The 25,443-nt window shown below is 63.9% G+C and carries 26 protein-coding genes and 1 pseudogene; 17 read left to right on the forward strand and 10 right to left on the reverse strand.

Translation table 11 applies throughout. From position 1 onward, the window contains the following. Positions 1-146 precede the first annotated feature (146 nt). The gene (locus V7E26_RS08880; protein WP_324415074.1) at positions 147-1,622 is read right to left on the reverse strand and encodes an amidase; all 1,476 of its coding nucleotides are present in this window, start codon (positions 1,620-1,622) and stop codon (positions 147-149) included. Positions 1,623-1,695: 73 nt separating this feature from the next. Then, a complete protein-coding gene (locus V7E26_RS08885; protein ID WP_324415075.1) occupies positions 1,696-2,664 on the reverse strand; it encodes a VOC family protein in 969 nt (322 codons plus the stop codon). 174 nt (positions 2,665-2,838) lie between these two features. Here V7E26_RS08885 and V7E26_RS08890 point away from each other — a divergent pair, with 174 nt between their 5' ends. The 4 genes from V7E26_RS08890 (at position 2,839) to V7E26_RS08905 (ending at position 5,310) form a co-directional block, all read left to right on the forward strand. Then, positions 2,839-3,123, forward strand: a complete 285-nt coding sequence (locus V7E26_RS08890; RefSeq protein WP_324415076.1) for a hypothetical protein — start codon at positions 2,839-2,841, stop codon at positions 3,121-3,123. Positions 3,124-3,679: 556 nt separating this feature from the next. Further along, positions 3,680-3,925 (forward strand): hypothetical protein, encoded by a 246-nt coding sequence (locus V7E26_RS30010; protein WP_442893369.1) that lies wholly within the window; start codon positions 3,680-3,682, stop codon positions 3,923-3,925. Positions 3,926-4,147: 222 nt separating this feature from the next. Continuing rightward, positions 4,148-4,714, forward strand: a complete 567-nt coding sequence (locus V7E26_RS08900; protein ID WP_324415078.1) for a thiamine pyrophosphate-binding protein — start codon at positions 4,148-4,150, stop codon at positions 4,712-4,714. Then, on the forward strand, positions 4,711-5,310 hold the full coding sequence (locus tag V7E26_RS08905) for a thiamine pyrophosphate-dependent enzyme (RefSeq protein ID WP_324415079.1): 600 nt from the start codon (positions 4,711-4,713) through the stop codon (positions 5,308-5,310). The genes V7E26_RS08900 and V7E26_RS08905 overlap by 4 nt, the downstream gene beginning before the upstream one ends. Before the next feature lie 90 nt (positions 5,311-5,400). Here V7E26_RS08905 and V7E26_RS08910 read toward each other — a convergent pair whose 3' ends face one another. Next, positions 5,401-6,324, reverse strand: a complete 924-nt coding sequence (locus V7E26_RS08910) for a LysR family transcriptional regulator (protein WP_324415080.1) — start codon at positions 6,322-6,324, stop codon at positions 5,401-5,403. A gap of 165 nt (positions 6,325-6,489) precedes the next feature. On the opposite strand from V7E26_RS08910, the gene V7E26_RS08915 reads away from it, so the two are divergent. After that, complete coding sequence (locus V7E26_RS08915; protein ID WP_324415081.1) at positions 6,490-7,722, forward strand: rhodanese-like domain-containing protein; 1,233 nt, start codon at positions 6,490-6,492, stop codon at positions 7,720-7,722. A gap of 46 nt (positions 7,723-7,768) precedes the next feature. Here the strand turns inward: V7E26_RS08915 and V7E26_RS08920 are convergent, their stop codons facing one another. Further along, a complete protein-coding gene (locus tag V7E26_RS08920; RefSeq protein WP_324415082.1) occupies positions 7,769-8,488 on the reverse strand; it encodes a DNA-3-methyladenine glycosylase I in 720 nt (239 codons plus the stop codon). Between the two features lie 226 nt (positions 8,489-8,714). Between V7E26_RS08920 and V7E26_RS08925 the strand changes: the two genes are divergently transcribed. The 5 genes from V7E26_RS08925 (at position 8,715) to V7E26_RS08945 (ending at position 13,012) form a co-directional block, all read left to right on the forward strand. Next, complete coding sequence (locus V7E26_RS08925) at positions 8,715-10,580, forward strand: DEAD/DEAH box helicase (protein WP_324415083.1); 1,866 nt, start codon at positions 8,715-8,717, stop codon at positions 10,578-10,580. 23 nt (positions 10,581-10,603) lie between these two features. Further along, positions 10,604-10,891, forward strand: coding sequence for a DUF1330 domain-containing protein (locus V7E26_RS08930; RefSeq protein WP_324415084.1), 288 nt, complete (start codon positions 10,604-10,606; stop codon positions 10,889-10,891). Between the two features lie 222 nt (positions 10,892-11,113). Beyond that, positions 11,114-11,386 carry a hypothetical protein gene (locus V7E26_RS08935; protein ID WP_324415085.1) on the forward strand — a complete coding sequence of 91 codons (273 nt, stop codon included), beginning with the start codon at positions 11,114-11,116 and terminating at the stop codon, positions 11,384-11,386. A 1-nt stretch (position 11,387) separates the two neighbouring features. Continuing rightward, positions 11,388-11,567 (forward strand): hypothetical protein, encoded by a 180-nt coding sequence (locus V7E26_RS08940; protein WP_324415086.1) that lies wholly within the window; start codon positions 11,388-11,390, stop codon positions 11,565-11,567. Positions 11,568-11,755: 188 nt separating this feature from the next. Next, the gene (locus V7E26_RS08945) at positions 11,756-13,012 is read left to right on the forward strand and encodes an aminopeptidase (RefSeq protein WP_324415087.1); all 1,257 of its coding nucleotides are present in this window, start codon (positions 11,756-11,758) and stop codon (positions 13,010-13,012) included. A gap of 21 nt (positions 13,013-13,033) precedes the next feature. Here the strand turns inward: V7E26_RS08945 and V7E26_RS08950 are convergent, their stop codons facing one another. Beyond that, the gene (locus V7E26_RS08950; RefSeq protein WP_324415088.1) at positions 13,034-14,086 is read right to left on the reverse strand and encodes an amidohydrolase family protein; all 1,053 of its coding nucleotides are present in this window, start codon (positions 14,084-14,086) and stop codon (positions 13,034-13,036) included. A gap of 56 nt (positions 14,087-14,142) precedes the next feature. Continuing rightward, a complete protein-coding gene (locus V7E26_RS08955; RefSeq protein WP_324415089.1) occupies positions 14,143-14,958 on the reverse strand; it encodes an MBL fold metallo-hydrolase in 816 nt (271 codons plus the stop codon). Between the two features lie 200 nt (positions 14,959-15,158). Here V7E26_RS08955 and V7E26_RS08960 point away from each other — a divergent pair. After that, positions 15,159-16,059, forward strand: a pseudogene (locus tag V7E26_RS08960) (alpha/beta fold hydrolase). A gap of 126 nt (positions 16,060-16,185) precedes the next feature. Here the strand turns inward: V7E26_RS08960 and V7E26_RS08965 are convergent. The 4 genes from V7E26_RS08965 to V7E26_RS08980 form a co-directional block, all read right to left on the reverse strand. Further along, positions 16,186-16,581, reverse strand: a complete 396-nt coding sequence (locus tag V7E26_RS08965; protein ID WP_324415090.1) for a type II toxin-antitoxin system VapC family toxin — start codon at positions 16,579-16,581, stop codon at positions 16,186-16,188. Beyond that, the gene (locus tag V7E26_RS08970) at positions 16,578-16,832 is read right to left on the reverse strand and encodes an AbrB/MazE/SpoVT family DNA-binding domain-containing protein (RefSeq protein WP_324415091.1); all 255 of its coding nucleotides are present in this window, start codon (positions 16,830-16,832) and stop codon (positions 16,578-16,580) included. Before V7E26_RS08970 ends, V7E26_RS08965 begins: the two co-directional genes overlap by 4 nt. An 88-nt stretch (positions 16,833-16,920) precedes the next feature. Beyond that, on the reverse strand, positions 16,921-18,444 hold the full coding sequence (locus V7E26_RS08975) for a permease (RefSeq protein WP_324415092.1): 1,524 nt from the start codon (positions 18,442-18,444) through the stop codon (positions 16,921-16,923). Then, entirely contained in the window at positions 18,441-19,193 is a 753-nt protein-coding gene (locus V7E26_RS08980) for an ABC transporter ATP-binding protein (protein ID WP_324415093.1), read from the reverse strand. The genes V7E26_RS08975 and V7E26_RS08980 overlap by 4 nt, the downstream gene beginning before the upstream one ends. A 282-nt stretch (positions 19,194-19,475) precedes the next feature. On the opposite strand from V7E26_RS08980, the gene V7E26_RS08985 reads away from it, so the two are divergent. From V7E26_RS08985 to V7E26_RS09010, 6 genes are all read left to right on the forward strand, one after another. Further along, positions 19,476-20,351 (forward strand): branched-chain amino acid ABC transporter permease, encoded by an 876-nt coding sequence (locus V7E26_RS08985; RefSeq protein WP_324415094.1) that lies wholly within the window; start codon positions 19,476-19,478, stop codon positions 20,349-20,351. Next, positions 20,351-21,502 carry a branched-chain amino acid ABC transporter permease gene (locus V7E26_RS08990; RefSeq protein ID WP_324415095.1) on the forward strand — a complete coding sequence of 384 codons (1,152 nt, stop codon included), beginning with the start codon at positions 20,351-20,353 and terminating at the stop codon, positions 21,500-21,502. The genes V7E26_RS08985 and V7E26_RS08990 overlap by 1 nt, the downstream gene beginning before the upstream one ends. Then, entirely contained in the window at positions 21,499-22,257 is a 759-nt protein-coding gene (locus V7E26_RS08995; protein ID WP_324415096.1) for an ABC transporter ATP-binding protein, read from the forward strand. Before V7E26_RS08990 ends, V7E26_RS08995 begins: the two co-directional genes overlap by 4 nt. Positions 22,258-22,267: 10 nt before the next feature. Continuing rightward, a complete protein-coding gene (locus V7E26_RS09000) occupies positions 22,268-23,047 on the forward strand; it encodes an ABC transporter ATP-binding protein (RefSeq protein ID WP_065751407.1) in 780 nt (259 codons plus the stop codon). Between the two features lie 123 nt (positions 23,048-23,170). Continuing rightward, on the forward strand, positions 23,171-25,009 hold the full coding sequence (locus tag V7E26_RS09005; protein ID WP_324415097.1) for an AMP-dependent synthetase/ligase: 1,839 nt from the start codon (positions 23,171-23,173) through the stop codon (positions 25,007-25,009). A gap of 91 nt (positions 25,010-25,100) precedes the next feature. Then, positions 25,101-25,443, forward strand: a 343-nt coding sequence (locus tag V7E26_RS09010; protein ID WP_324415098.1) for an ABC transporter substrate-binding protein, incomplete at its 3' end; no start/stop codon positions are given.

Here is a 25,443-nt window from a genome sequence, read left to right on the forward strand (position 1 = left end):
TGGCGCTGGAGTTTTGTAGATGTTGCGTCTGATTGCGAGGCGTCTTGCTGGCAAATGGGCTCGCCGATTTGAGCTCAACCCTGCCGCCCGATCCGCCGCCGGCGATGGACGAACCGGGCAAGCAGTGACGGAAGCCGCACGTCGTCTCACTCTGCCGTCACATGCACGCCGGGCTTCTGGCCCGCGTTCCATTTGCCGTCGATCGCGCGCTCGATTTGCGCCGCGAGCTGCAGCAAGAGCCCGTCATTGGCCTGCCTGGCGATGGCCTGGATGCCGAGCGGCAGGCCGTGCTCGTGGGTGGCGAGCGGCAGCGAGATCGCAGGGATGCCGCAGAGATTGGCGAGCGGCGTGAAAGCAAAATTGCGCCAGAGATTGCCGAACCAGTCGAGCACGTCGGGATTGTCGCTGATCGTGAGATATTCTGTGGTGCCGACCTTCGGCGTCGGCAGCGCCGTGATCGGCGTCAGGATGATGTCCCAATCCTCGAAGAACGCGCCGAAGCCGCGCGAGGTCGTGTTGAACACGGCCTGCATCCGCGCCCGGTCGGCGTAGCTCGTATTGCGGCCGTGCTGCCAGATCCGGATGTTGATCGGCTCGATCAGATCTTCTGGCGGCTGCTCGAGACCGCGCGCGGCCAGCATGTTCGAGATGACAACGGCGAAATTGCTGATGTAGCAGGTGGTCTGCGCCGCAAACGCTTCGCCATAGTCCAGATCAGGCAGGGCATAGTCGACGTGATGGCCGAGGCCTTCGAGGAATCGCCCGGCCTTTTGCAGTTCGGCGGCGATGTGCGGCGTTGCTTCGTATTCTCCCCATTTGTGCGAGAGCGCGATCTTCAGCTTTCCCGGATCGCGCGTGATCATCCGCGTGTAAGGCTCCGGCGAGCTCCAGAACGGCATGAATTCGCCCGGCGCCGGGCCGCGGCAGGCGTCGACGAAGGCAGCGGTATCGCGCACCGTGCGCGACTGGCAGCCCTGAATCGACACGAGGCCGCTGAGGTCGGAGAGCAGCGGCGACAGCGAGAATACGCCGCGCGAGACCTTCAGCCCGATATTACCGTTGACGCCGGCGGGAATCCGGATCGAGCCGCCGCCGTCGGTCGCATGCGCGATCGGGACCGCGCCGGCGGCGACCATCGCCGCGCTGCCGGCCGACGATCCGCAGGTGGTGTAGTCGGTGTTCCAGGGATTGCGCGTGACATAGACCGCGGGATTTTCTGCGGAGCTGCAGACGCCGAATTCCGGCGTGGTCGTGCGCCCGATCAGGTTGAGCCCGGCCGCGCGCATCTTCCTGGTCATGAACGTGTCGGCGGTCGCGCGATTGCCGCGCATGTAGCGCGAGCCCATCTCCTGCAGGCGACCCTTCAGGGTCGGGCCGAGGTCCTTCATCAGGAAGGGCAGGCCGGCGAACGGACCATCGAGCGCGGTGCCGTCGGTCGAGGGATCGGCGACCGCATCCTCGAATATCTCGACAACGGCCGAAAGCGGAGGATCGGCCTTGGCGATCCCTGCTGCGGCCTGCGCCGAGAGTTCAGCGGCGGTCAATTCGCCTTTCGCGACACGCGTCGCCAGCGCAACGCCGTCATGTTGCGCCCATTCGTCCCAGCTCATCGGCAAGTTCATTAGATAATCCTTTTCGGGACAGCTTTGACCTCGGCGCACGGGATGCTGTCGCTCGTTCGTTGTCGTCGCGCCGTCAAGCCTTGATGAGCCGTATTTTGGTGCCCCAGGGGTCCGATGTCTCGATGCCCTTCTCGATCGCCGCGGCCGGCGCGCCGGCCTGCTGCAGGCGCTCCTGCAGTGCCTGCAGGATTTCCTGCGTCTGCACTTCCAGCGAAAACCACGCAAGTCCGGCGGCGGCATCATCGCGCCGGCCGGCGCCTGCGCTCTGCCAGACATTGATGCCGAGATGGTGGTGGTATCGTCCCGACGAGAGGAATGCGGCGCCGGTCCGCTTGCGGGTCGGATCGAAGCCGATCGCGCCGCCATAGAAGCGGCCGGCCTGATCGAGATCGCCGACGCGCAGATGCATGTGGCCGATGCGCAGGCCTTCGGGCGCCCCGGCATAGCTGGAGATGCGCGGGTTGGTCAGCGCCAGCAGATTGTCGAAATCGAGCGGGTCGGTCGCCATCGCAACCGTGCCGCCATCCCATTTCCAGCTCTCCGGCGGGCGGTCGGCGTAGACCTCGATGCCGTTGCCTTCGGGATCGTCGAGATAGACGGATTCGCTGACGAGGTGATCGGCGAAACCGGAAAGCGGCACCTTGTTCGCCGCCGCAAACACCAGCCATCGCGCGAGGTCCGAGCGTGTCGGCATCAGGAAGGCGGTGTGGTAGAGGCCCGCGGCATTCCGTGCCTCGGCGGGTGCGTTCGCGCGCCGGGTCAGATCGAGCAGCGGCACGCCGCCCGCGCCGAGACGGGCGCCCGTTGCCGTGCGCTGCATGATGGTGAGCCCGATCGCATCGCGATAGTAGTCGGCGACGAGATCGAGGTTGCGGACGCGCAAGGTCACCATGCCGATCCGCATCGGCGTCTGGCTGGCGAAGGTCGGCCCGCCACCACCGCCCGACGTGCCCTCCGCCCGCGCCGCTGCAGCGGCCGCCGCCGACAGCGAGGCGGCGCCGGCGAGGTGAAGCAGCGTGCGGCGGGTCAGGTCGGCGGTCATCTCGGTTCCTCCAATTCCACCTGCGACGTGTTGTCGTAGGTGGAACGATACGTATCACCCTAGCATACGGCCTTACGGACACCGCTCGCAACGCCGCAGGGCAGCCCCCCGGAACCATCGTTACGGCAGGACGTTTGCCATGCGGCAAGTTATTTCAGGTCTATTGGAGAGAACATGATCCGCCTAGCGGTAGCGTTATTTGCGGCAGCACTGAGCGTCGGCACGGCGTCGGCCCAGTCCAGCGCGGCATCGGGCAACAAGCCGGAAACGGCCTGCACCACGTCGCCTTCCGCAACCGTGGGCCAGGGCGAGGAGAAGACCGCAAACTCGATGGCTATGGAAAAGAGCGCGGTGCTGCCCGATGCCGGTGGCTCCAATTCCGCTGCGCCCACGGTGCAGAGCGGCGGCAAGCCGCTGAAGGTATCCCCGGACTGCCCACCGGATTCCAAGCCGAAGTAATAACGCCGCGTGTGCGGAATTCGTGATCGGCAAGTCCGGGCGCGGCGATCTCGATGATGAAGATGAACCGCGAAATCGACGTGCGGGACGTGCTGCCTTCCATTCGAGTGCCGACACTCATTCTGCACCGTGCGGCGGAGCGCGCGATCGACGTGGCGCACGCACGGTATATGGCGGAGCGCATTGCGGGTTCGAAGCTTGTTGAGCTTGCAGGCGTCGACCATAGCTACCTCGCGGGCGACCGCGATGCGCTGCTGGATGAAGTCGAGGTATTCCTGACCGGTGCGCACCATGTGCACGAGCCGGAACGGGTGCTCGCCACGGTGCTGTTTATCGATATCGTGGGGTCAACGGAGCGCGCCGCAGCGCTCGGCGACAATGCCTGGCGTGAACTGCTTGAAGCATTTTATGCAAAGGCACGAGAGGTCTTGGGCAATACCGCGGACGTGAGGTCAACACATCCGGCGACGGTTTGTTCGCGGCCTTCGACGGGCCTGCGCGAGCGATCCGCTGTGCCGGCGCGATCCGTGATAGGGTACGTTCACTCGGACTGGAGGTGCGATGCGGCCTGCACACGGGCGAATGCGAACTGGTCGGCAAGGACCTCGCCGGAATTGCCGTGCATATTGGCGCGCGCGTTGCCGGCGCCGCCGAACCGGGCGAAGTGCTGGTTTCTCAAACGGTGCGTGATCTAGTGGCCGGCTCTGGCCTGGAATTTGAGGAGCGAGGACGGCGCAGATTGAAAGGCGTGCCGAACGAGTGGCTTCTGTTTCACGCTCTTCCGAATGAACTCGCAGGATGAGTTGCTGAAAAGGTAGTCGACCCGCGCGCCTGATAACTACCGCGGCAGCGAACTGGATGCCTATCCTTCGCGGGGGACGACGAGTCGAGAGAGCCAGGCCGCCCCCAATGAGCCTTTCAATTTTGTGATAGAAGCCATGTCCACATTCAAATTCCTTGAATTCCGCCCGCGCTCTATTCTGCGCGCAACTCAACTCAGGGAATGCAGAGGAAACCGGGCCCGATGGCGGAAGCGGCAAAATCACGTAGCGAAGCGCCTGCGGCGCTGCCGACATGGCCGGACGAGATCTACCGGGTTCTCAAGGACGCCGGCATTCGCCAGGTCGCGATGGTGCCGGATGCCGGCCACAGCCTCCTGATTCGCTCCTTCGAGGCCGATCCCGAAACCCGCGTCGTCACGCTGACCACGGAGGAAGAGGGCGTGGCGATGCTGGCCGGTGCGTGGCTCGGCGGCGAACGCGGCGTGCTGCTGCTGCAGTCGAGCGGCGTCGGCAACTGCATCAACATGCTGTCGCTGCCGGTGATCTGCCACATGCCGCTTCTGATGATCGTCACCATGCGCGGCGATTGGGGCGAGTTCAATCCGTGGCAGATTCCGATGGGGCAGGGCACGCGTCCCTCGCTCGAGGCCATGGGCGTGATCGTCAACAAGGTCGACGATCCCGATCTCGTCGCCTCCACCGTGCAGGGCGCGGCGAACCTTGCCTTCAATACCTGGAAGCCGGTGGCGGTACTGATCGGCCAGCGTGCGCTGGGCGCCAAGAACTTCAAGGAGCTTGCCCGCAAATGAACAATCCGAACTCGCTTCTGCACCGCCGCGACGTCGTCAACGAACTCGTGCGCGACCGTGCCGACCTCCTCGTCATCGCCGGCCTCGGCGCGCCGAACTGGGACGTCTCCGCCGCGGGCGATCACCCGAACAATTTCCCGCTCTGGGGCGCCATGGGCGGCGCCTCGATGATCGGGCTCGGCCTCGCGCTGGCGCAGCCCAGGCGCAAGGTGCTCGTCATCACCGGCGACGGCGAGATGCTGATGAATGTCGGCTCGCTCGCCACGATCGCGGTGGAGGCGCCGAAGAATCTCACGATCGCCGTGCTCGACAACGAGCGCTTCGGCGAGACCGGCATGCAGAAGACGCCGACCGCGTCCGGCGTCGATCTTTCCGCCATCGCCACCGCCTGCGGCATCCGCACCTCGCGGATCGTGCGCACGATGGCTGAAGTGACCGAGCTGCGCGAGCTCGCGCATGGGGGGCGGGGAACGGCGTTCGCGCAGATCAAGATCAACCCGGAGGCGCTGGTGTTCGTGATGCCGCCGGCGGACGGTGTGATCCTGACGTCGCGTTTCAGGCAATCGGTGCTGGGGGACGAAGCGTTGTTTAATTAAGGAGTGGCGCCACGACAAGACTCGTCGTGCCCGGCCTTGTGCCGGATATCCACGTTTTGACCCATGACGCAGAGCGAGTGAGCGGCGGCGCTACGGCGCCATGTTGATCTTCCACAGCCCCTTCCGGGAGAGTTCCTGAACCTCCGATACGATCAGCGTCGCAATCGTCGTCGTGGCGATCGAGGGCGGGTGGGCGACCGGGGAAGCCAGGATCAATTCGCGCGAGACGGATGGGTTGACGGCCGCCATCTCCAGCCGCTTCGCCGCGACCTCGGCGCGGATCGCAGACGGCGGCAGCAGCGTGTAGCCGAGGCCTTCCTCCATCAGGCTGATCTGGGCGCGGTAGGAATCGACCTCGATCATGGCCTCTAACTTCAGCTTCTCGCGCGCCAGCGCCTTCTCCAGCAGCGCCCGCAAGCCGTGCGAGACGCTGGGCAGGATCAGCTTCTGCTTCGCCAGCCACTTCAGATCGACCTGCTTCTTCCGGTTCAGCCCCGATCCCGGCGGCCCGACCGCGACGATATCCTCGCGGCCGATCGACTGGACCTGCAAATGGAGGTCGACCGCGGGCCCGTAGATGATCGCGAGATCCATTTCGCCGCGGTGCAGCCATTCGACCAGGTGTCCGCCATAGCTCTCCACGAGACGCAGCGAAACGTCGGGAAACTCGTCGAGCACGCGGCGCGCAAATCGCCCGGACAATACCGCGCTCACCGTCGGCACCAGCCCGAGGATGACGCGGCCCGACGGGTTGCCATTGGCCGATTTGAGATCGTCGCTGACCTGCTCGATCTGGCGAATGAGCCCGGTGGTGCGGTCGAGCAGCATCCGCCCCGCGCTGGTCAGCAGCATGCCGCGGCCGTTGCGGACGAACAGCTCGACGCGAAGCTCGTGTTCCAGCAGCTTGATGTGCCGGCTGAGCGCGGGCTGGGCGGCGCGCAGCCGGTCGGCCGCCTTGCTCAGGCTGCCGAGCTCGGCGACGGCGCGGAAGGTGCGCAATTGTTTGAGGTCCATCGGGTGCCCGGCTGCTGTTCCTGCGCCATCATATGCCGTTTCGAGCAGGTCGGTGCAATCGGTCCAATGTTCGTGCGTCAAGACGGTTAATGTCGTGCCCGGCGTGACGGGCGTCGCGCGATGCTGCTAAAGGAGGAAGAAATCCTCATCCGGAATTCACGTCGTATGACCATACCGTCCGTAAGTCCCTCGCAGGTCCGCACCGCATTGCTGCTGCGCCAGGAAACCGCGCTGCTCGATGTCAGGCACGAGGCCGTGTTCGCCACCGGCCATCCGCTGTTTGCCGCCAACATGGCGGCTGACCGGATCGCGCTGGAAGCGGAAACGCGGCTGCCGCGCAAGGACGTTGCGATCGTGCTCTATGATAACGGCGAAGGCCTCGTTGCCACGGCGGCGGAGCGGCTCGCCGTGCTCGGCTACAGCAATGTCCGCCAGCTCGGCGGCGGGCTGCAGGGCTGGAAGGCAGCCGGCTATGAGCTGTTCGAGGACGTCAACTCCTATGCCAAGGCGTTCGGCGAGCTGGTCGAAACGCGGCGGCACACGCCCTCGCTGGCCGCGGAAGAAGTCAACGCCCTGATCGCGAGCGGCGCCAACATTCAAATTCTCGATGTCCGCCGCTTCGACGAATACGCGACCATGAACATCCCGGGCTCGATCAGCGTCCCCGGCGCGGAACTGGTGCTGCGCGCCGGCCGCGCCGCGCCCGATCCTGAAACCACCATCATCGTCAATTGCGCCGGCCGCACCCGCTCGATCATCGGCACCCAGTCGCTGATCAATGCCGGCATCACCAACAAGGTGCGAGCATTGCGCAACGGAACGATCGGCTGGACCCTGGCCAAACAGACACTCGAGCATGGCGCCGGCCGGCGCGGCGAGATCGGGGCCATCGCGGGCGGCGAAGCCAATGCGCGCGACGTTGCCTATCGCGCCGGCGTTCGCCAGATCGGTCCTGCGGAAATGGCCGCCCTGCAGGCGCATACCGATCGCACGCTGTATCGCTTCGATGTCCGCTCGGAAGAGGAATATACGGCAGGCCATCTCGCCGGCTTCCGCCATTATGCCGGCGGTCAACTGGTGCAGGAGATCGACATGGCCGCGCCGGTGCGCGGCGCCCGCATCGTGCTAACTGATAACAGGGGCGTCCGCGCCGACATGACGGCATCCTGGCTCGCCCAGATGGGTTGGGAGGTCTATGTGCTCGAAGGCGGCTATGACGGCGCGCTGGAGATCGGGCCGCCGAAGGTGATCCCGAAGCCCGATCCGTCACATCGCTATCGACGTCCTTATGAAGGTACAGACGTCAAGGAAAGCGCGATGCAGGCCTATCTCGACTGGGAATATGGCCTCGTCGACCAGCTCCGCCGCGACGGAACGCATGGGTTCCTTGTCATTTGATGGTGCCGCCGTCGTAGGATGGGTGGAGCGAAAGCGATACCCATCATTATTCGTCGCCGCCCGTCATGCTATCGAGTCTCTCCGCCGAATAATTCTCGCCGATCGACAGCGCGCAGATTCGCGAGATCTGCACATAGGAAAGTCCGCTCTCTGCGGCCCATGCGTTGAACTGTGCCTGCACCTTTGCAAGATCGCGTTTGGAGGTGACGGTCTCCGCGATATCGAGCCCGGCATCGCGCAGGCACAGCACGACGTCACGGGAGGTCACGAACCCGTCCCAGCCAAGGAAGCGCAGCATCATCTGCCCGGTATTGCCGCCGAGCCGGCTGCCGCGCTTGGCCAGTAGTTCCAGCAGTCCGGCTTCGTCAGAGGAGGGCCAGTTCGCCAAAAACTTGCCGAAGCTGCCGTGCTCCCTGGCGATATCACGCACGAAAATGGCATTGGCGCGCACCGACATGATCTTGGCGCCGTTGCGGACGATCCGCGTGTCCTTCATCAACGCGTCCCAGAACTCGTCCGGCTTCAGCGACAGCGGCCCCGGCTTGAAGCCGAGAAACGCCTTCTCGAAGCCCGGCCACTTGTTCTCGATCACGCTCCAGGCAAAGCCCGCCGAAAATACCCGCTTGGTCATTTCGGCGAGGATGCGGTCGTCGCCGAGCCTGGCGAGGGCCTTCATATCAGGCTTTGCGGGCAGCAGCCTGGTGAGCGCTTTGGGCCCGCCCTTGCGCTTCTCGGCGCGGGCGCGAATGGTCTTGAACGCGGTCACTTGTAACGGCCCTCTCCGGCGAATTCCCTGAAAACCAGTCTAGAAGTGATCGGCCAATCTGCAAAGAATGGATGGCGTGCGGGGTGGATTTCGCCTAAAGCATCCCCACCTCACTCACATCCGTCCGGCCGGGCCGCCGCGCGTCGTTTGCGCAAGTTTCGGACCATTTCGGTCTGGGGCGATATTCAACATTCCGGCTGACCAGCCAACCAGGGTCTGATTTCTCGTGACATTCCTGACTACTCATCCGCCGCTCGCGCGAGCTCTGGCGGAGCGCAATTTCGAGCGGCTGACGCCGGTGCAAACGGCCGTGCTGGCCGATGATGCCGAGGGCCGCGACCTGCTGGTCTCGGCGCAGACCGGCTCGGGCAAGACCGTGGCTTATGGCTTGGCGATCGCCAGCGACCTGCTCGAAGGCGCCGAGCGCTTCGCCCAGGCGGCCGCGCCGCTGGCGCTGATCGTCGCGCCGACGCGCGAGCTGGCGCTTCAGGTCCATCGCGAACTCGCCTGGCTCTACCGGCATGCCGACGCCCGCGTGGTTTCCTGCGTCGGCGGCATGGACCCGCGCCGCGAGCAGCGCGAACTGGCCATTGGCGCGCATATCGTTGTCGGCACGCCGGGTCGGCTGTGCGATCATCTGCGGCGCGGCCGGCTCGACGTCTCCGGGCTGAAGGCGGTCGTGCTCGACGAAGCCGACGAGATGCTCGATCTCGGCTTCCGCGAGGACATCGAATTCATCCTGCAGACGACGCCCGAGAGCCGCCGGACGCTGCTGTTCTCGGCAACCCTGCCGGCGGGTATTGTCGCCCTGGCGAAGGAATATCAGCAGGACGCCCTTCGCGTCGAAGTCGCCGGCGACGAGGGCGGCCATTCCGATATCGAGTATCGGGCGATCCGGATCGCCGCGGGCGACGCCGAGCACGCCATCGTCAATCTGCTGCGCTTCTTCGAATCGCCGGGCGCGCTGGTGTTCTGCAATACGCGCGAGGCGGTGCGGCATCTGCAGGCGACGCTCTCGGAGCGCGGCTTCTCCGTGGTCGCGCTGTCGGGCGAATTGACCCAGAACGAGCGGACGCAGGCGCTGCAGGCATTGCGCGACGGACGCGTCCGCATCTGCGTGGCGACCGATGTTGCCGCGCGCGGCATCGATCTGCCGAAGCTCGATCTTGTGATCCATGCCGACCTGCCGAACGATCCGGAAGTCATGCAGCATCGTTCGGGGCGCACCGGGCGGGCCGGCCGCAAGGGCGTCAGCATATTGCTGGTGCCGTCAGCCCGGCGCCGCCGGGCCGACATGCTGCTCAAACTCGCCGGCATCGATGTAGCCTGGGGCATTGCCCCGCAGCCCGATGAAATCCGCAAGCTCGACCAGGAGCGGCTGCTGCGCGACGACGTATTTGCCGCGGAGACGGCGGCCGACGATCAGGCGCTCGCGCAGGCGCTGCTGGCGGAGCGGTCGGCGGAGGAAGTGGCCATCGCACTGGCGCGGCTCTACCGCGCGCGTCTGCCTTCGCCCGAAGACATCGTCGATCCCGGCGAGGATCGCGTCAGATCGCGTGCCGAGCGGGCGCGGGAGCGGGCGGATCGCGAGGCGGAACGCGGAGCGAAGCCCGGGAAATCCTCGGCGCGCCATCGCATGGCGGAAGACAGCGTTTGGTTCACCGCTGCGATCGGTCGCCGCAATAATGCGGACGCGCGCTGGTTGCTGCCGATGCTGTGCCGCCGCGGCAGCATCAAGAAGGAAGAGCTCGGCGCCATCCGCATTCTCGATGAGGTTACCGAGTTCGAGGTTGCCGCGCGCGTCGCCAGTCGATTCGCCGCGCGCATTCGCCGTCCCGACAAGCAGGACAACATTCGCATCGAGGCGATGCAAGATGCGCCGCGCCACGAGCGGCATGAGCCGCGGATGCCCAAGCCCGGCAAAAACGCAGAGCGCTCTGACGTAGTGAGGTTTGACAAGAAGGCACGTTACGATACCAGGAAGCCGAACCGGGAGAAGGCCGCGCACGTTGCCAGGCAGGCACACGTAAAGGCACCGGCTATGCCTGCGTTCGGCAAAAAGAAGAAAAAGAACAAGAAATTTCGCGGCTGAACGCGTGCAGCGAGGAAACAGTCATGGCCGTTTACATCATCGCGCAGTTGAAATTCACCCGCCGCGAACTCTACGACCGTTACCAGGCGCGCTTCATGGGCGTGTTCAGCAGATTTCGCGGCAAGCTGCTGGCGGCGGATGCGCATCCGGTCGTGCTCGAGGGCGAATGGCCACGCGACAAGGTGGTGATCATGGAATTTCCCGACGAGGCCGCGGCAGAGGAATTTCAGAATTCGCCGGAGTATCTGGAAATATCCGTTGACCGTAAGGCGGGCGCCGATGCCATCGTGCTTACGGTGCGTGGACTGTGACTTGCCAACGCGCGGTCGTTTCCCGGGGGCGATAAACACCGCTGCCTGCGCCGAGGATGACGCCAGCGCGCCCCGCATCAAGCAGGTCTCAAGGAAACCTCAAGGTCCCTCACACCCATTTGTCCCGCACCGCGCAACGCCTGTGAACTATCTCACAGGCGTTTTTTGCCCGCGCTGACATCTTGCCGCGCGACACAGACACCGACACGCGGGGTACCGGCGATGCGCATTCACTGCGTTGAAGGAGTGCCCGGGCAGCACAGGAAACACATGGGATTCTTTGCGCGCATTCTCGAGGCGCTTCATCGCTCCCGGCGCCGCGAGGCGATCAGGGTGCTGCGCCGCTACCGGCATTTGGCGGCCGGGCAGGCGCAGGTTCGTCCCGCGCAGCAATCGAAAGACACCGGAAAGAGCCGTCGAAATGCCCACCAGGATTACACGCCCGCCCACGCCCATCGCAGGACAGGTGAGAACCGCGAGACCTGGTTCGCGTGAGATGACGTCGACGAGCGTCACGGCGCTCGCCATCATCGCAGCCCTGATACTGGTTCTTCATATTGCCGCAGGCACGGTGCTGGCTCACCCGCCGACGAATCCGTCGCCGGATATGCTGACCGATGACGCGACTTGCCCGGGCGAAGCCAAGCCGCCGGTATCGTCATCGCCGTTCGACTAGCTGGTCCTTTCCGCGTTAGCCGGTTCCGTGCGCGGCAGTGTTGCATTCCGGAACCTCGACGAGATCGGGTTTCGCCGGATCGTTCTTGTGCTATTGCTGCTGCCAGGCGCTTCGCTCGCATTGGCTCGATTTCAGGATCGGCCGAGGGCGGCGAAGCCTCGGATCCAGCAGCATTGGCCGAAAGAATCATGACCGCACATCAGCGCAACGTTTCCGCCTCGATCGATCCCGTGAAGCTCGATCGCCTCGCCGAAGTCGCAATCAAGGTCGGCTTGCGGCTGCAGCCGGGACAGGACCTGCTGCTCACCGCGCCCTCGGTCGCGCTGCCGCTGGTGCGGCGGATCGCCGAACACGCCTACAAGGCCGGCGCGGGTCTGGTTACCCCGTTCCTGTCGGACGAGGAGATCACGCTGGCGCGGTACCGCTACGGCCACAACGAGAGTTTCGATCGGGCCGCCGACTGGCTCTATGAGGGCATGGCGAAGGCGTTCAGCGCCAACACCGCACGCCTCGCCATCGTCGGCGACAATCCGATGCTGCTGTCGGGCGAGGACCCGTCCAAGGTGGCGCGTGCCAGCAAGGCCAATTCGATGGCCTATCAGCCGGCGCTGGAGAAGATCGTTAATTTCGAGACCAACTGGAACATCATCGCCTATCCGAGTCCGTCCTGGGCGAAGCAGGTGTTTCCCGATGTATCAGAGGACGTCGCGGTGGCGAAACTGGCCGACGCGATCTTTGCGGCGTCGCGCGTCGATCAGGATGGCGCTGTCGCCGCATGGGAGAAACATAACGCCGTGCTGCGCGAGCGGACCGAGTGGCTGAACGGCCAGCGTTTCCACGCGCTGAAATATTCCGGACCCGGCACCGATCTGACCATCGGCCTCGCCGATGGCCATGAATGGGAAGGTGGTGCGTCAACGGCGAAGAACGGCATCACCTGCAACGCCAATATCCCGACCGAGGAAGTCTTCACCACGCCGCATTGCCGGCGCGTCAGCGGCCACGTCGTCTCCTCCAAGCCGCTGTCCTATCAGGGCACCCTGATCGACAACATCCAGGTCAGGTTCGAGGAGGGCCGCATCGTCGAGGCAAAAGCCTCGCGCGGCGAGGAGGTGCTGAAGAAGGTGCTCGAGACCGACGAGGGCGCGGCCCGCCTCGGCGAAGTGGCGCTGGTGCCGCATTCCTCGCCGATCTCAAAAAGCGGGCTGCTGTTCTTCAACACGCTGTTCGACGAGAACGCCGCCTCCCATATCGCGCTCGGGCAGTGCTATTCGAAATGCTTCGTGAACGGCGACAAGCTGACGCCGGAACAGATTGCGGCCCAGGGCGGCAACAAGAGCCTCATTCATATCGACTGGATGATCGGCTCGGCCGAAACCGACATCGACGGCATTCATGCCGACGGAAGCAGCACACCGGTATTCCGCAAGGGCGAGTGGGCGTGAGGCCCACTCGCGGAGCTGCGATCAGTCGTATCTGAGCTTGTAGACGTCCGTCGCCGTCCTGGAGAACAGCGCGGTCTTCTCCGCCTCGCTGTACTGCGCGGCCAGCCGCTTGAAAGCGTTGAAGATGACCTGATAGCTGCACTGGCCTTTGTCCGGCGGGAAATTGCTTTCGAACATGCACCTGCCAGGGCCGAACGCCTCGATGCAGGTTTCGATATAGGGCCGCCACGTGGCTGCGGCCTCTTCCGATGAGGGCGGCCTGGGCCGCTGATGAAAATCATAGCCAAGCAGGCACATCGCCAGCCCGCCGAGCTTGACGACGACGTTCTCGCATCGCGCGATTTCCTGGATCGAGGCCTTCCACTCCGGAAAGACCTGCTCGCGCCGGCCGGCAAAGCGGCCGATGCCGACCGGGCCGCCGCAATGGTCGAGCACGATCCTGGTATCCGGGAAGGCGCGGGCGAGATCGGTGAGCTCGCCGATCTGCGGATGAAACAGCCAGGCATCGAAACTCAGGCCGAGCGGCGAGAGGCAGGCAAAACCCTTGCGAAACGTGCTGTCGAGCAGCAGCCCCTTCGGCCGCGTCGCATACATGCCGGCGACATCAGGATCGGCGTCCCAGGCCGAGGAGTGGCGAATGCCACGGAAGCGGCCGTTACCTGCGGCAATCTCCGCTTCCAGCACGGCCTTCGCGCCATCGCCGAGCAGGAGATTGACGTGGCTGACGATGCCGGCGCAGATCGCGGCGCTGCCGTAGCCACCGCTTGCCGACATCGCCGCGACGCCGTTGGCGAACTCGACTTCGCCGACGGGGCGGAATTCTTCGGGGCCGTGCTTGCGATACATCGAGCGGCAATCGACATAGACGGTCGCGATGATGTTATGGCCGGATGCGATATCCTCCACCATCTCCTCGATCATGTAACGCAGGCCGCCGCGGTCCCATAGATGATGATGCGGATCGACGATCGGACGGGCGGGATCGATGATTTCCTCGGTGTACTGCGCCAGCCAGTCTTCCCGTGGATTGGCATAAAGTCCGCTGCTGGAGGCGGGTGCAGTGCTGGCGGCCATGAGTTTCACTCCCTTGTTTGTTGTTGATTGTTGCCGTCATTGCGAGCGTCTGCGTTTCACACCCCATCCAGAATGATCACCGTCGGCGCGCCCGGCAGCGTTTCTCGCGAGATCTTCAGCGTCCGCTCGTTGCGCTGGTCGATGGTGAATTGCTGGCCGATCAGGCGCATGAATTCGTCGAGCGGGGTGGCGAAGCGGTGCATCGGCAGCACCACGGACGAGCGCAGGCGCTTTGTGATCTCGGAGACGCCGTCGAGCGACATCGTATAGGTGCCGTCGATCGGCACCATCACGATGTCGAGCCGGCCGATCGCCGCGAAATGTGTCTCATCAAGCTTGTGATGCAGATGTCCGAGATGGCCGATGCAGAGGCCGGCGACCTCGAAGATGAAGATCGAGTTGCCGTCCTTGACCATCGCGCCGGAACCCTCGCCGTAATAGCGGCGGATGTCGGTCGGCACGTTGCGGATATAGACGTCACCGACGCGGGTCGAGATATGCGCGGCCTGTCCATTCCCGCCCCATCCATGCAGGACGTGCGGAATTTTCGGGTCGGGGAACAGCGTGTAGTGCGTCGAATGCGCGCGGTTCATGGTGATGACGTCGGGCAGCCGCCCGGTCCGATAGGCGCCGTTGAAGTCGGTCGCGATCCGCACCCCCTCCGGCGTGTCGATGTAATAGGTGGAGTGCCCGACATAGGTGATCGCAACCTCCTGCGACCTGGCGGCGACGCGCTGGAAGCTGGCCGGGATCGCGCGGGGCGGCGCATTCGCCATCGCGAGGCACTCGCTGCGCAATGGCTGCTGCTGCGCAACCGCAGGCGCAATCAGCGAGCCGAGGAGGGTGATGGCGACGGCAAGGAATCGCAACATGGCATGACCCGTCTGCGGCAAAGGCCGCTTGCTGCACTGTATCGCCGAAATCCGCGGTCGTCATGATGAGATTCGCGCAACAGCTATTCGCCGCACCTGCTTCATCCGTAGGCAGCTCTGTCCTAGTCTGCGTTTCAACGAGGGAGATTGTCTTGACCGAGAAAGCCGCAACCGATTCCTCCGTGCGCGCGCCGTCGTCCATGCGGCTGGAGCCGCTGCGCCAGGTCGACGCCGGCGTCCTCAACATCGGCTATTACGAGGCGGGCCCCGCCGATGGACCGGCGGTGATGCTGATGCACGGCTTCCCCTACGACATCCATTCCTATGTCGACGTCGCGCCGCAACTTGTCGCCCAGGGTTGCCGCGTCATCGTTCCCTATCTGCGCGGCTATGGCCCGACCCGGTTCCGCGATGCGAAGACGCCACGCTCCGGTGAACAGGCGGCGATCGGCGCCGACATGATGGCGCTGATGGATGCGCTCGGCATCGAGCGCGCGGTGTTCGCCGGCTATGATTGGGGCGGGCGCGCGGCCTGCGTTGGTGCGGCGCTATGGCCGGAGCGCTGCATCGGCCTCGTCTGCGGCAATGCCTACCTGATCCAGGATATCGCCAACGCCATGGTCCCGATGCGTCCCGAACGCGAGCTGCCGCTATGGTACCAGTATTACTTCCAGCTCGAGCGCGGCCGCGCCGGGCTTGCCGCCAACCGGCGCGAGATCGCGAAGATATTGTGGAAGCAATGGTCGCCGAGCTGGGCGTTCGATGATGCCTGCTTCGAGCGCACAGCCGTGGCCTACGACAATCCCGATTACGTCGACGTTGCGATCCACAGCTACCGGCATCGCTTCGGGCTTGCCGAAAGCGATCCGCACTATGCCGACATCCAGCGCAGGCTCGCGGCGTTGCCGGTCATCACGGTGCCGTCGATCACGATGGATGGCGCGGACGATGGCGTGATCGCACCGAATGATGGCGCGGCCAGCGCGTCGAAATTTGCCGCACATCGCGCCCACCGGATGATTCCGCGCGCCGGATATAATCTTCCGCAGGAAGCGCCCGGGGGCGTTTGCGACGGCAGTGATGGAGCTCGTTCGCGGATAAGTCGACTTTGCCGCATGGGCAAGCTGCACCGAAAACGATCATCTTCCCTTCATCGAAAAGCAGATCAAGCGCCGGCGCGACCTGATCGAGCGGGAGGGGCTGGGGAAGCAGTAGTCATCGTGCAATTCAGGACAGCAGCCGGACGGACTGGCCACGCGCTTGCATCAGTTTGACAGCCGCTTTGTCGAACGAGACGAAAGTGTCGGCACCAAGCCAGCTGCCTTCATAAGCGATGACGCCATCTGCAAAATCTCCGCCCGCATCAAGCTGAGCGAGTCCCGCCTCTGCCGCCTGTCGATTTACCGCAACATTGGAGGCATTCAGCAAGTCCCGGATCGTCGTCGCGATGTCGGTTGAGCGGATCTTGTAACTTCGCAATACCCAGACCAACTCGCAGAGCGTCGGCATCGTCAGTGCCACCAACTCGGCCTTGTCTAGCGCCCGTTGAGCAGCTCTGCTTTGGTCGGGATGATCTTCAGTTAGTGCGCGCACCAGAGCGTTGCTATCCGCAGTGACTTTCATCGCTTGCGAGCCCATCCCCGAGCGATGATGTCATTCATATCCTCGATTGAAAGAGGCTTGCCCTTTCGCCTGGTTTTCAAGGAGCCGAAAACATCCGAAATCTTCCCCGTCGGCCGTGCGGCGCTGACTTCGATCCTGCCATCGGGAAGCTTGTTCACCGTAATCTTCTCGCCTGGATGCACACCCAGGTGCTCCAGCACGTCCTTGCGCAATGTGACCTGGCCTTTGGCGGTAACGGTGAGTGTGCTCATGACGTTGTTTCTGGCGAGTATGCATACCTGTAAGGCAAAAACGCCTTACATTCAAGTTCCCACCCTCATAAGGAGTAGAGCCGCCCGTTCACCCCCGCCGTGGGCTAATCTTCCACGTTGCGGCGAGGATAGCAGCGGTGAGCGCGCCACTGATCACGGCGGCGACCGGGATCGCGACGGCCAGCGCCGCGGTCGCTGCCCAGCCGATTGAACAAAAAGCTTCCGCGAAGGTCGCCAGCCGTGACGAGGTCTGGCGGCGGCGGAACTGGCTGCGTCTGGCCTGCACGCGGAACCAGAGCTGGATCGCGGTGGCCGAGACGGTGGCGACAAGCACGCCGAGCGCGGTGACGATCGCCTGCACCGGGGAAGCGAATGCAAGCGCGGCGATCAGCGGCGCGAAGATGATGCCGATTGTCAGCAGCACCACTTCGATCTTGGCGCGGGTCACGCGCGAAGGCGGCAGCGGCGCGGTAGCGACGAGGTCGGCGGCGTCCTCGCCGGAGATCGTCAGCCAGGCAAGGCCGCCGGCAAGCTGGCCCGCCGCCATCACGATGACTGGTGTGATCAGCACGATCGCCGTCGAGCTTTCGGAAAAGCTCCGCCACAGCATCAGGGCCGGCGGCACCAGATAAAGCAACTGCATCAAGGTTTGCGACAGCAGCCACGGGTCGCGCCGCAGCAGCAGGAATTCCTTGGTGCGCAGCGCCTGCTGCCGCGAGCCGCTGCGGAATCCCTTCGCGCTGACATCGCGGCGGACCGACCGGGCGGTTGCAGCGACCCTGACGACGGTCTCGGCAAATTTCGGCGAGAAGGTCGCCATGACGATGCCGAGCAGCAGGAGTCCGCCGGACAACAGCCAGGACAGCATCATGCCGTCGCCGACCGCAGCGCGCGCCGGCCACCACAGCGGACTGTCGAGGTCGGGCGCATAGGCTGACGCCGCATCCGACGTCAGCACCGCAAAGCGCGACAGGGTGCCGTAGGACAGGATGGCTGCGACCTGCAGCGCGATGACGAAGCCTGCGCCGATGACGGCGGCGACGATCTGCGCGACAAGGCGGGTGCGGCCCGGCCCGATCAGCCTGAACAGCACCACGGTGATCGCAATCGCCGCGGCCGCCGCCGACAGGCCGATCGCGACGACGAGCCCGAATGCCGCCAGCCACCGCGCGCCGCCGCCGATCACGAGCACATCGACAAAGGGCGTCGACAGCAGCAGCGCCATCCCGGTCACCGAGAGCGCGATCGCCACGATCCGCACCGAGAACACGTTGGCGAGATTAGCCGGCGAAGACATCAGCAGGTCGAGATCGGCGCGGGCATAGAATACCCGCGTCACCGATTCGATGGCCTGCGACAACATCAGCGCCCAGGCGAGAAAGATCGTCGCGGTGATGACGATCAGTTCCGGCTTGCCGAGCGGAAACTGTAGATCGGCGAAGCGGCCGATCACCGCATAGGCCGGCAGATGCATGACGGCGGCAAACACGATCAGCGCGATGATCGCGCGCTTCCGCTTGCCGCGGCTGCCGGTCATCATCGCCAGCCATTCGCGCCAGGCGAGGCGGATTTCGTGCCGGGCAAACCAGGAGAGGGCCGCGGCAGAACTCATGCGGCGGCCGCGCTGGTGTCGACGAGGGCGATGAACATGTCTTCAAGGCTGGTGTCGCCGCGGCCGTTCTGCTGCCGCAGTTCGGTGAGCGTGCCTTCGGCCACCAGCCGGCCCGTGGCGATGACGCCGATCCGGTCGGCCATCCGCTCGGCCACTTCGAGAATATGCGTCGTCATGATCACGGTGCAGCCGGAACGGACGCGTTCCTGCAGCAATCCCTTGACGTGGCGCGCCGACAGCGCATCCAGCCCGGTGAGCGGCTCATCGAGGATGATCAGGCGGGGATCGTGAACCAGCGCGCCGGCCAGCGCGACCTTCTGGCGCATTCCTTTGGAAAATCCCTCGCAACGTTCATGCAGATGCGGCTCCAGTCCGAGCGACACCAGAAGCCCGTGTGCGGAGGGACCGGAAACGGCGGGATCGACGCCCCAAAGACCGGCGACGAACTCCAGATATTCCAGCGGCGTCAGCTTGTCGTAGATCATCGGCTCGTCGGAGACCCAGGCCATGATCTGCTTGGCAGCGACGGGATCGGCCAGCGCATCGACGCCCAGGATGGAAACCGAGCCGGCATCGGGCTTGAGCAGGCCGGCGACCATGCGCAAGGTCGTGGTCTTGCCGGCGCCGTTGGGGCCGAGCAGGGCGTAGAACTCGCCGGTCCGGACGGTGAGGTCGAGCGCGTCGACCGCCGGGCGGTCAAAACGCTTCGTTAACCCTCGCACTTCGAGCGCCGATACATCCGGTTTCATGATTTCGAGCGATCCAGTTGTTCATCAAGGACCATGAACCGAAGAACTTTCGGCACGGTGAATCCTGCACGCCAAATCGCAGCGAAGCCCGCAACTTCCCGGACTGCGGCATTTCTCCGCAATTGTTAACGGCGCCGCATGCAGCGCTTTGTTGACAGGGCTTGGCGCTTTGGTACTCAATGCAGCGGGACATGTGCCGCTGCCGTGGAATACCACGCAGCGTGTAGACACAAGATGCGGTAAGGCGGTCGACAGAATCGCCTGGCATCGGGGAGGGAGATGATGCTGGACTTTGTTCAGCAGCTGGTGAGTGGCATCGCGCTCGGCTGCGTCTATGGCCTGATCGCGCTCGGTTTTGTGCTCGTCTACAAGGCAACCGAGGTCGTCAATTTCGCCCAGGGCGATCTGATGATGCTGGGCGGTTTCTTCGCCTTCACCTTTATCGGCATGCTTGGCCTCAATTACTGGCTTGGATTCGCCGGCGCGGTCATCGCGATGGCGCTGTTCGGCATGCTGGCCGAACGCGTCGTGGTCCGTCCGATCCTCGGCTATCCGCAGTTTTCCATCATCATGGCAACCATCGGGCTCGGGTATTTCCTGCGCTCCGTGGTCGGCATGATCTGGGGCACCGACGATTTCAAGATCGAGACGCCGTTCAGCCACGGCGTGCTGCGGCTGGGTTCGCTGGTGCTGGCCTACGACAAGCTCTCGGTGATCGCCGCGACCATCATCCTCTGCGCGTTGCTGTATCTCTTTTTCAACCGCACCACGCTCGGCACCGCGATGCGCGCCAGTTCGGAGAACATGCTGGCTGCCTACTACATGGGCATTCCGGTCAAGCGCGTGGTGTCGATCGTGTGGGCGATCTCGGCTGCGGTCGCGACCGCGGCGGGCGTGCTGCTGGCGCCGATCACCTTTATTCACTCCAATGTCGGTCTCGTGCTGGGCCTGAAAGCGTTTCCGGCCGCGGTCCTCGGCGGCTTCGGCTCCATTCCGGGCGCGGTGGTGGGCGGCGTGCTGATCGGCGTGATCGAGAGCATGGCGGGCTTCTACCTGCCGCAGGGCTGGAAGGACGTCGCGCCCTACATCGTCCTTCTGGTGGTGCTGCTGCTCAAGCCCGAAGGCCTGTTCGGTGTTCATACGCGGAAGAAGGTCTAATGCGATTTCTCTTCAAAACCGACTATGAAGACGACATCAGGCTGCTTCCGCACAGCGGCTACGTCGTTTCCTACGGCATCCTGCTGGCGCTTCTTGTGATCGCGCCGTTCGTACTGTCGAGCTATCTGGTCAGCCAGTTGGTGTTCGTCTGCATCTACGCCACCGTCGGTGTCGGCCTGATGATCCTCACCGGTTTCACCGGCCAGGCCTCGCTCGGCCATGCAGCTTTTCTCGCGATCGGCGCCTATACGGCCGGGTACCTGCAGCAATACAACGTTCCCTTCCCGGTCTACTTCCTGGCCGGCGGCTTGCTGACCGGCGTGGTCGGCGCGCTGGTCGGATTTCCGGCGCTGCGGCTGACCGGCATCTACCTCGTCATCGCCACCATCTCCTTCGCCTTCATCGTCGAGGAAATCCTGGCGCGCTGGGAGAGCGTGACCAACGGCAACGAGGGGATGCGGGTCAAGACGCTGAGCCTCTTCGGACAGGCGGTACCGCAAAACGGTCCAGCCTTCTATTTCCTCTGCCTCGGCGTATTGATCCTCACCATCGTCGGCACGCTCAACCTGCTGCGTTCGCCGACGGGACGCGCCTTCGTTGCGATCCGCGACAGCGAAACGGCGGCGCGCAGCATGGGCGTCAACGTCTCGCTCTACAAGGTGAAGTCGTTTGCGATCAGCGCCGCGATCACGGGCCTTGCCGGCGTGCTGTTCGCGCACAAGCTCTCCTTCATCTCGCCGGAAATGTTCACGCTGCAGCTCTCGATCGAGTTCATCATCGTGATCCTGATCGGCGGCACCTTCAGCCTGCACGGCGCGGTGCTCGGCGCCATCTTCCTGGTGATGATCGATCCGTTCCTGACCTACCTGAAGGACGACATTCCCGGCGTCATCGCCGGCATCGCCTCGACCTTCGGCGCCGACAGCGCGACGGCAGGGAAGATTCAGAGCAATGCCGCCGCCATTGCCTCCGCCAACGGCCTGAAGGGCGCGATCTACGGCGTGATCATCGTGCTGTTCGTGCTGTTCGAGCCGCTCGGTCTCTACGGGCGCTGGCTGAAGATCAAACTGTTTTTCCAGCTATTCCCGCTCTACAAGCGCGCGACCTTCAAGCGTCAGAAGATCTACGTCAAATCGGAGCGGAACCGATGAGCTATTTCCGCGCGGAGAACCTGTCTTTGCATTTCGGCGGCCTGAAAGCGGTCGATTCCGTCAGCTTCGCGGTGGAGAAGGGCGAGATTCTCTCGATCATCGGCCCGAACGGCGCCGGCAAGAGCTCGATCTTCAACCTGATCTCGCGGATTTATTCGCCGACCTCAGGCAGGATCTTCTTCGAGGACCAGGACATTACCGAGCAGCCGGCCTACGACATCGCCGGTCTCGGCATCGCGCGCACCTTCCAGAACATCGAGCTGTTCGAGAATGCGACCATGCTGAGCAATTTGCTGGTCGGCCGCCACCGCCATTCCACGACGCAACTCTGGCAGGAACTTCTGTTCCTGCCGAGCGTGCGGGCCGGCGAAAAGATGCATCGCCGCCGCGTCGAACAGGTGATCGAATTTCTCGATCTCGAAGCCTATCGCGACAAGCTGATCTCGGGGCTGCCGTATGGGGTCCGCAAGGTGATCGAACTGGCGCGCGCGCTGTGCTCGGAGCCGAAACTGATCCTGCTGGACGAGCCGTCGTCCGGGCTCAATGTCGAGGAAACCGAGGACATGTCGTTCTGGATCCGCGACATGAAGACCGAGCTCGGCATCACCGTCCTGATGGTCGAGCACGACATGACGCTGGTCAACCGCGTCTCCGACCGCGTGATCGCGCTCAACTACGGCCGCGTGCTGGCGATGGGCTCGCCGTCCGAGGTGCAGCGCCATCCCGACGTCGTCGCCGCCTATCTCGGTGCATGAGGATGATGCCATGAGCGCTTCCGACATCATCCTCAAGCTCAGCAACATCGAGAGCTATTACGGGCCGATCATGGCGATCAGGGGCATCAGCCTTGAGGTGCCGCGCGGCCGCATCGTCACGCTGCTCGGGGCCAACGGCGCCGGCAAGACCACGGTGCTGAAGACCATTTCCGGCATTCTCGATCCGCAGAAGGGCTCGATCGAATTTCTGGGCAAGCCGATCCAGCGCATGGAGGCCGACAAGATCGTGCGGCTGGGCTTGAGCCATGTGCCCGAGGGACGCGAGGTGTTCCCGTTCCTTTCGGTGCGCGAAAATCTGATGATGGGCGCCTATCCGCGCAAGGATCGCGACGGTGTCGCTGAGGATCTCGATCGTGTCTACGGCTATTTCCCGCGGCTGAAGGAACGCATCAACCAGCCAGCGGGCCAGCTTTCCGGCGGCGAGCAGCAGATGCTGGCGATCGGGCGGGCGCTGATGAACCGGCCGACCCTGCTACTTCTGGATGAGCCGTCGCTTGGCCTGTCGCCGATCCTGGTGAAGGAGATCTTTACCATCATCAAGCGCGTCAACGAGGAGCAGGGCATGTCGATCCTGCTGGTCGAGCAGAACGCCAAGGTGGCGCTGGAGACCGCGCATTACGGCTACGTGCTGGAAATCGGCCGGGTCGTGATGAACGACACCTGCGAGCGGCTGATGAATTCAAAGGACATCCAGGAATTCTATCTCGGCGCCAAGGAAGAAGGCGCCCGCGGCGAACGGCGCTGGAAGAAGAAGAAAACCTGGCGCTAAACGTCGCATCTAAGGTCTTGGCATTACGAGAGAATTTGAGCTAGATTTGAGGCCTGCCACTAAACCAGGACCGGCACTCAAGACCGGTGGTTGGGGCAGGCGACAGAGGGAGGAAGGAAGCGCATGGCCAGACCGGCAGTGCTGACAGTCGCCGACACGATCGCGAGGAGCTTTCTGAAATCCGTGGAGACCCGCGGCGACCGCCCGGCGATCCGCGAAAAGAAGTTCGGCATCTGGCAGCCGACCAGTTGGCGCGAGTGGCTGCAGATCTCGAAGGACATCGCCTTCGGCCTGCATGCGGTAGGATTCCGGCCCGGCGACGTCGCCTCGATCATTGCCAACGCGGTGCCCGAGTGGGTCTACGCCGACATGGGCATCCTCTGCGCCGGCGGCGTTTCCTCCGGCATCTATCCGACCGACTCCTCCTCGCAGGTCGAATATCTGATCAACGATTCCTCGACCCGGGTGGTCTTCGCGGAAGACGAAGAGCAGCTCGACAAGATCCTGGCCTGCCGTTCGCGCTGCCCGACGCTGCAGAAGATCGTCGTGTTCGACATGGAAGGCCTGCACGGCTTCAGCGATCCGATGGTCTTGTCGCTGGCCGAGTTCACGGCACTGGGGCGCAACCACGAACAGGGCAACGAGGCGCTGTGGGACGAGATGATCGGCAGCCGACGTGCGGAGGATCTCGCCATCCTCGTCTATACGTCCGGCACCACGGGCCCACCCAAGGGCGCGATGCATTCCAACCGCAGCGTGACGCACCAGATGCGGCACGCCAACGACCTGTTTCCGTCGACCGATGCGGAGGAGCGGCTCGTGTTCCTGCCGCTCTGTCATGTCGCCGAGCGGATCGGCGGCTACTACATCTCGCTGGCGCTGGGATCGGTGATGAACTTCGCCGAAAGCCCGGAGACCGTGCCGGACAATCTGCGCGAGGTGCAGCCGACCGCCTTCCTCGCGGTGCCCCGGATCTGGGAAAAATTCTATTCCGGAATCACCATCGCGTTGAAGGACGCGACCACGTTTCAGAACTGGATGTACCGCAACGCGCTCGCCATCGGCAACCGGATGACGGAGTACAAGCTGCAGGGCGATACGCCGCCGCTGTCGCTGCGGATGGCGAATCGCGCCGCCTATTGGCTGGTGTTCCGCAACATCCGCCGCATGCTCGGGCTCGACCGCTGCCGGCTGGCCTTTACGGGTGCTGCGCCGATCGCGCCGGATCTGATCCGCTGGTATCTCGCGCTCGGCCTCGACATGCGCGAGGTCTACGGCCAGACCGAGAATTGCGGCGTCGCCACGATCATGCCGCCCGAGCGCATCAAGCTCGGTTCGGTCGGCAAGGCGGCGCCCTGGGGCGAGGTCGCGATCTCCCCGCAGGGTGAAATCCTGATCCGTGGCGATTTCCTGTTCATGGGCTACCTGAACCAGCCGGAGAAAACCGCCGAGACCATCGACGCCAGGGGATGGCTGCACACCGGCGACGTCGGCTCGATCGACAATGAGGGCTTTGTCCGGATCACCGACCGGATGAAGGACATCATCATCACGTCGGGCGGCAAGAACATCACGCCTTCGGAAATCGAGAACCAGTTGAAGTTCTCGCCCTATGTTTCCGATGCCGTGGTGATCGGCGACAAGCGGCCGTTCCTGACCTGCCTCCTCATGATCGACCAGGAGAATGTCGAGAAATACGCGCAGGACAACGACATCCCCTTCACCAACTATGCCAGCCTGTGCCGCGCGCAGGAGATCCAGGACCTGATCCAGCGCGAGATCGAGACCGTCAACGTCAACTTTGCGCGCGTCGAGACCATCAAGAAGTTTTATTTGATCGAACGTCAGCTCACGCCCGAGGACGAGGAACTGACGCCGACCATGAAGCTGAAGCGCAGCTTCGTGAACAAGCGCTATGCGGCCGAGATCAACGCCATGTATGGCGAACGGGCGGTGGCATAGGCGGATATTTCGGACCAGACATTTGAAAACGGCGAAGGATCGAGAAGGCCCCACCCTTCGCGCAACACGGGCCAAGGAAGAGGAGACTGCAATGTCGAAATCGTTCAAGGTGCTGGGCCTGGCGGTGAGCGCCCTTGCGCTGACCCAATTGCCGGCCGCGGCGCAGACCAAGGTTACCGATCAAGGCATCTCGGCGAACGAGATCGTCGTCGGCACCCATCAGGATTTGTCCGGCCCGATCAAGGTCTGGGGTGTGCCGGTTTCCAACGGCATGAAGATGGCGACTGAGGAAATCAACGCTGCCGGCGGCATCCATGGCCGCAAGATCAAGCTGATCCTGGAGGACTCTGGCTACGACCCGAAGCGCGCCGTGCTGGCGTCGCAGAAGATGGTCGAGCGCGACAAGGTGTTCGCCATGGTCGGTCCGATGGGCT

This window comes from Bradyrhizobium sp. (assembly GCF_036735945.1).
In the GTDB taxonomy this organism is placed as follows: Bacteria; Pseudomonadota; Alphaproteobacteria; order Rhizobiales; family Xanthobacteraceae; genus Bradyrhizobium.

Bases quoted from the DNA above. Each gene is read 5' to 3' on its own strand.
- V7E26_RS08900 (WP_324415078.1), top strand. From the start codon at position 4,148: ATGGCGGAAGCGGCAAAATCACGTAGCGAAGCGCCTGCGGCGCTGCCG.
- V7E26_RS08955 (WP_324415089.1), bottom strand. From the start codon at position 14,958: ATGTTGCGATTCCTTGCCGTCGCCATCACCCTCCTCGGCTCGCTGATT.
- V7E26_RS08950 (WP_324415088.1), bottom strand. From the start codon at position 14,086: ATGGCCGCCAGCACTGCACCCGCCTCCAGCAGCGGACTTTATGCCAAT.
- V7E26_RS08990 (WP_324415095.1), top strand. From the start codon at position 20,351: ATGCGATTTCTCTTCAAAACCGACTATGAAGACGACATCAGGCTGCTT.
- V7E26_RS08930 (WP_324415084.1), top strand. From the start codon at position 10,604: ATGGCCGTTTACATCATCGCGCAGTTGAAATTCACCCGCCGCGAACTC.
- V7E26_RS08940 (WP_324415086.1), top strand. From the start codon at position 11,388: ATGACGTCGACGAGCGTCACGGCGCTCGCCATCATCGCAGCCCTGATA.
- V7E26_RS08915 (WP_324415081.1), top strand. From the start codon at position 6,490: ATGACCATACCGTCCGTAAGTCCCTCGCAGGTCCGCACCGCATTGCTG.
- V7E26_RS08910 (WP_324415080.1), bottom strand. From the start codon at position 6,324: ATGGACCTCAAACAATTGCGCACCTTCCGCGCCGTCGCCGAGCTCGGC.
- V7E26_RS08945 (WP_324415087.1), top strand. From the start codon at position 11,756: ATGACCGCACATCAGCGCAACGTTTCCGCCTCGATCGATCCCGTGAAG.
- V7E26_RS08935 (WP_324415085.1), top strand. From the start codon at position 11,114: ATGCGCATTCACTGCGTTGAAGGAGTGCCCGGGCAGCACAGGAAACAC.
- V7E26_RS08985 (WP_324415094.1), top strand. From the start codon at position 19,476: ATGCTGGACTTTGTTCAGCAGCTGGTGAGTGGCATCGCGCTCGGCTGC.
- V7E26_RS08970 (WP_324415091.1), bottom strand. From the start codon at position 16,832: ATGAGCACACTCACCGTTACCGCCAAAGGCCAGGTCACATTGCGCAAG.
- V7E26_RS08975 (WP_324415092.1), bottom strand. From the start codon at position 18,444: ATGAGTTCTGCCGCGGCCCTCTCCTGGTTTGCCCGGCACGAAATCCGC.
- V7E26_RS09005 (WP_324415097.1), top strand. From the start codon at position 23,171: ATGGCCAGACCGGCAGTGCTGACAGTCGCCGACACGATCGCGAGGAGC.
- V7E26_RS09000 (WP_065751407.1), top strand. From the start codon at position 22,268: ATGAGCGCTTCCGACATCATCCTCAAGCTCAGCAACATCGAGAGCTAT.
- V7E26_RS08905 (WP_324415079.1), top strand. From the start codon at position 4,711: ATGAACAATCCGAACTCGCTTCTGCACCGCCGCGACGTCGTCAACGAA.
- V7E26_RS08885 (WP_324415075.1), bottom strand. From the start codon at position 2,664: ATGACCGCCGACCTGACCCGCCGCACGCTGCTTCACCTCGCCGGCGCC.
- V7E26_RS08995 (WP_324415096.1), top strand. From the start codon at position 21,499: ATGAGCTATTTCCGCGCGGAGAACCTGTCTTTGCATTTCGGCGGCCTG.
- V7E26_RS08980 (WP_324415093.1), bottom strand. From the start codon at position 19,193: ATGAAACCGGATGTATCGGCGCTCGAAGTGCGAGGGTTAACGAAGCGT.
- V7E26_RS08880 (WP_324415074.1), bottom strand. From the start codon at position 1,622: ATGAACTTGCCGATGAGCTGGGACGAATGGGCGCAACATGACGGCGTT.
- V7E26_RS08890 (WP_324415076.1), top strand. From the start codon at position 2,839: ATGATCCGCCTAGCGGTAGCGTTATTTGCGGCAGCACTGAGCGTCGGC.
- V7E26_RS08965 (WP_324415090.1), bottom strand. From the start codon at position 16,581: ATGAAAGTCACTGCGGATAGCAACGCTCTGGTGCGCGCACTAACTGAA.